This window comes from Streptomyces sp. rh34 (assembly GCF_002551245.1).
Classification (GTDB): Bacteria; Actinomycetota; Actinomycetes; order Streptomycetales; family Streptomycetaceae; genus Streptomyces.
This window is the reverse complement of record NZ_NTGZ01000415.1, coordinates 1-3,912: the sequence shown is the minus strand read 5'-3', so window position 1 is coordinate 3,912 and position 3,912 is coordinate 1. Positions and strand designations below refer to the sequence as shown.

Annotated in this window: 2 protein-coding genes; both read left to right on the top strand. The window is 74.9% G+C overall.

Translation table 11 applies throughout. The annotated features are described in order from the left end of the window. Positions 1-109 precede the first annotated feature (109 nt). A complete protein-coding gene (locus CR470_RS36405; RefSeq protein ID WP_257139042.1) occupies positions 110-616 on the top strand; it encodes an acyl carrier protein in 507 nt (168 codons plus the stop codon). After that, positions 613-3,912, top strand: a 3,300-nt coding sequence (locus CR470_RS36400) for a MupA/Atu3671 family FMN-dependent luciferase-like monooxygenase (RefSeq protein WP_257139041.1), incomplete at its 3' end; no start/stop codon positions are given. The genes CR470_RS36405 and CR470_RS36400, both read left to right, overlap by 4 nt.

The following is a 3,912-nucleotide window of genomic DNA, read 5'->3' as shown; positions in this document are numbered from 1 at the left end:
CACGTACCCCTTCCAGCGCCGCGCGCACTGGAGGGGCCCGGCCCCGTACCCGCCCCCGCTCACGCCCCTCACCCCGCTCCCACCGCTCCCACGCCCCACGGAGGACCGCATGACCGAACAGGCCGTACTGGACAGGGTGCTGGAGCTGACCGCGCGCCATCTCGGGCATCGGCCCGACGAGGTGGCCGCCGACCGCACCTTCGTCGGCCTCGGCGCGGACTCGCTCCAGCTCATCGGGATGGTGCGGCAGTTGGAAGCCGAGTTCGGCACGGAGATCAGCATGCGGGAGATCCTTGAGGAGGCGGGCACACCCCGGCTGACGGCCGCGCTGATAGCCGGGCGGAGAGCTCCGGCGATATCCGTGTCCGTGGAGCCCACGCCTGCCCCCACGCCCGAGCCGGTCGCCCACGCACCCGCGCCGGTCACGCACACGCCACCACCGGTCGCCCACGCACCCGCACCCGTCACCGACGCGCCCGTCCACGCCACCCGGGCCGAGGTCGCCGCTCTCTCCGAGCAGATACGTCAACTGGCCGAGACCCAGGCCGCGATGCTCAACCAGCTCTCCGAGGCCGTCGCGCTGCTGACCGACCGCACCGGGACGGAGCCGCGATGAGCGCGACAACGCGTGCCTCCGCCGACGCCGTGGCCAGGGCGGCGGAGCTGTCCCGCAGGCTCACCGACCAGCTCGCGGCGGCCCGTGGCCCCATCCCGGCCAAGGACGCGAAGCCCGCCGCCGGGGAGAGGTCGCACGGCCCCCGTCTCGTCGTGGACGCGGCGGGCGGGATGGCGGGGGCGGGGGCCGACGAGGCCCAACGGGCCCACACCACCTCCCTGATCCAGCGGTTCACCAAGCGCACCCGCACCTCCAAGGAGCTGGCCCAGCGGCACCGTTCGGTGCTCGCCGACAGCCGCGCCGTCGTGGGGTTCCGGGACGCCACCAAGGAGATGCTCTACCCGGTCGCGGCCCGCTCGGCGCACGGCTCCCGGCTCACCGACGTGGACGGCAACACCTACACCGACATCACCATGGGGTTCGGCGCGCTGCTCCTCGGCCACGAGGCGGAGCCCGTCACCGACGCCGTGCGCCGCCACCTCTCCGACGGGCTGCGCTTCGGACCCCGGTCCCCCGACACCGGGGAGGCCGCGGCCCTGCTCGCCTCTCTGACCGGCCTGGACCGGGTCGCCTTCGCCTCGTCCGGCACGGAGGCGAACTCGGCGGCGATCCGGCTGGCCCGTGCCGCGACCGGGCGCGACAAGGTCGTCATGTTCCGGGGCTCGTACCACGGGCACATCGACTCCGTCCTCGGCCGTCCCGGCGGGCCCGGGCAGCACGCCGTGCCCGTCTCCCGGGGCATCCCGGCCAGCGCGGTGGCGGAGCTGATCGTGCTGGAGTACGGAGCCCAGGAGTCCCTGGAGACGATCAACGCCCTCGGGGACACGATCGCCGCCGTGCTCGTCGAGCCCGTACAGTGCCGCAACCCGGGCCTGCGGCCGGTGGAGTTCGTCCGGTCGCTGCGCGAACTCACCGCCCGCCGGGGCATCGTGCTGCTCTTCGACGAGATGCTGACGGGGCTCCGCCCCCACCCGCGCGGCGCACAGGAGCACTTCGGGGTGGTGCCGGACCTCGCCACGTACGGCAAGGCGCTCGGGGCCGGCTTCCCGATCGGCGCGGTGGCGGGGCGGGCTGACCTGCTCGACGGGGTGGACGGCGGGTTCTGGCGGTACGGGGAGCCCGGCGGGCCCTCGCGCGAGACCACGTTCATCGGCGGCACGTACATGCAGCACCCGCTGTCGATGGCGGCGGCCCGCGCGGTACTCACCCACCTCACCGAGCGGGGACCCGGACTCCAGAGCGGGCTGAACGCCCGCACCCAGGCGCTCGCGGACCGGCTCAACCGCTTCTTCCGCGACGAGGAGTTCCCGCTGGAGCTGGCCCACTTCGGGTCGATGTTCCGCTTCAAGCACCGCGCGGACCTGGAGTTGCTCTACCACCACCTCCAACTGCGCGGTGTGTACGTATGGGAGTGGCGCAGCTTCTACCTGTCCACCGCCCATACGGAGGAGGACGTGAACCGCGTCGCGGAGGCGGTGGAGGGCTCACTGCGGGAGCTGCGCGACGGCGGCTTCTTCCCCCGGGCCGCCCGCCCGGCGCCCGTGCGGCGGGCCGGAACACGGCGTCCCGCGCCCGACTTCGGCGTCTACTTCTTCGGCGACTATCCGGAGACCGGCGAGGCCGACGGAAGCGGCAGCGGCACCCCGCAGGCGTACGACACCGTCCTGGAGACCGCGCGCTTCGCCGACGAGCACGGCTTCTCCTCCGTCTGGCTGCCCGAGCGGCACTTCGACTCCTTCGGCGGGATCTTCCCGAACCCCGCCGTGCTCGCCGCCGCCGTGGCCCGGGAGACCGGGACCGTCCGGATCAACGCGGGCTCGGTGGTGCTGCCGCTGCACGATCCGGTGCGGGTCGCCGAGGAGTGGTCGGTGGTGGACAACCTCTCCGGCGGCCGCGTCGGCATCGGCTGCGCCACCGGCTGGCACGCCCGGGACTTCGCCCTGCATCCGGACCGGTTCGCGGACCGGCGGCGGATCGCCTTCGATCACCTCGACGAGGTGCGCCGGCTGTGGCGCGGGGAGGCGGTGCGGCGGCGCACGGGCGAGGGCGCGGAGGCGGAGATACGGATCCGGCCGCGCCCGGTGCAGGAGGAGCCGCCGTTCTTCCTGGCCACCTCCGGGCAGCGGGCGTCGTACGAGGAGGCGGCCCGACGCGGCCTCGGGGTCGTCACCAACCTGATGAGCCAGACCGTGGACGAGCTGGCCGCGAACATCGAGCACTACCGGCGTACGCGTGCGGAGTGCGGGCTCGACCCGGCGGCCGGGCGGGTGACGCTGCTGGTGCACACGTACCTCGGCGACGACCACGCCACCGCCCGGGCCGAGGCGCTGGAGCCGATGGTGCGGTATCTGCGGTCCTCACTGCTGATGCGCTCGGCGGCCACCGCCACCGGGTCCCGGCGCGAGGACGTGGCGGCGGCGAGCGAGGAGGACCTGGACTACCTGTTCCGCCGGGCGTACGACCGCTACTGCGACCAGCGGGCCCTGATCGGCACGCCCACGAGCGTCGCCCCGTTCGTCGACGCGCTGCACGGGGCCGGGGTGGACGAGATCGCCGCCCTGGTCGACTTCGGGATGGACCGGGAGCGGCTGCGGTCGGGGCTGGAGCGCCTGGACGTGCTGCGCCGCCGGACGCGGGAGCGGGGCGCCCCGGTTCAGGACACCGTCGCGCCCGCCACCTCGGCGCAGCGGCGGCTGTGGCTGGCCGCGCGGTTGATGGAGAACCCGGCGGCGTACAACGAGACGGGGGCCGTACGGCTGCGCGGCCCGCTGGACGTGGCGGCGCTGCGGACGGCGGTGGACGGACTGGTCGAGCGGCACGCCGGGCTGCGGACGGTGTTCCGGGCCGATGAGGAGGCGGGCGTCGTCCAGGTCGTGCGGAACGGGCTCCGCATTCCGTTGACGGTGACCGACGCCCGGGGCCAGGACGCCGAGCGGGCGATCGGGGCGCTGCTCGCCGAGGAGAGCGGCCGGGCCTACGACCTGGCCGCGGGGCCGCTGTTCACGCCCCGGCTGCTGCGGCTGGCCGAGGACGATCACGTCCTGGTCCTCGGTACGCACCACATCATCACGGACGCGCACTCGGCGGCGCTGATCGCCGGGGACCTCCGGGAGCTGTACACGGCGGCCCGCGCCGGACGTCCGCCGGCCTTCGAGCGGCCCGCCGGGACGACCGTCGGGGCCCCCGAGCCCGCGGGCGACGCGGCCGACCTGGTCTGGTGGCGCGAGCTGCTGGGCGACCGGCCGCCGGTACTGGCCCTGCCGACGGACCGGCCGCGCGGCCGCCGGGTGGCGGGG

Coding starts and splice junctions, on each gene's coding strand:
- CR470_RS36405 (WP_257139042.1), top strand. CDS start 110: ATGACCGAACAGGCCGTACTGGACAGGGTGCTGGAGCTGACCGCGCGC.